The organism is Candidatus Streptomyces philanthi (assembly GCF_059553635.1).
On record NZ_JCANQV010000640.1, the window covers coordinates 1 to 731 of the forward strand.

General features: G+C 68.0%; 1 protein-coding gene. It reads right to left on the reverse strand.

Features of this window, described 5'->3' with window-relative positions; all coding sequences use genetic code 11:
* A partial coding sequence (locus tag AC51EU_RS30815; protein WP_496270383.1) for an AMP-binding protein occupies positions 1-731 on the reverse strand: 731 nt, incomplete at both ends.

Consider the following 731-nt stretch of genomic DNA (forward strand, 5'->3'; position numbering starts at 1 on the left):
AGGTCACGCACGATCTCCACGCTGCCGCCGCACAGCAGCGGCCCGAACAGCTCGAACGCCGAGACATCGAAATTCAGCGAGGTCGCCGCGAGCACCCTCCCCAGCAATTCGGGGCCGACTTCGGCGGCAGCCCACGCCGCGAGATCCACCACATTACGGTGCGGAACCACCACACCCTTGGGACGGCCCGTCGAACCCGAGGTGTAAATCATGTACGCGGCGTGCTGGGAAAGCAGCGGGCACAGCCGCTCGCTGTCCGACACGTCGTCGGAAGAGAATGCCGCCAGCCGTTCGGTGGTCCCGGGGTCGTCCAGGATCACCGTCACCGCACCGGGGTGGGCCTCCTCGACAATAGGCGCCACCTCCCGGGTGGTCACCACCACGTCCGGCCGCGCGTCTCCCACCATGTAGGAAATCCGCTCCACCGGATAGGCGGGGTCGACCGGTACATACGCGGCACCCGACTTCAGCACCGCGAACACCGCGGGAACCAGATCCGCGCTGCGCGGCAGCGCCAGAGCAACGAACCGCTCGGCCCGCGCACCACATGCGACCAGCAACCGCGCCAGCCGATTCGCCCGCGCGTTCACCTCCCCGTACGACAGCTCAACACCGTCACAGACCACCGCCACCGCATCAGGAGTACGCGCCACCTGCCGCTCGAAAACCCCCGCAACGGTCCCCGGAGCGAAATCCACCGCCGTGGCATTCCACTCCTCCACCACCCGACG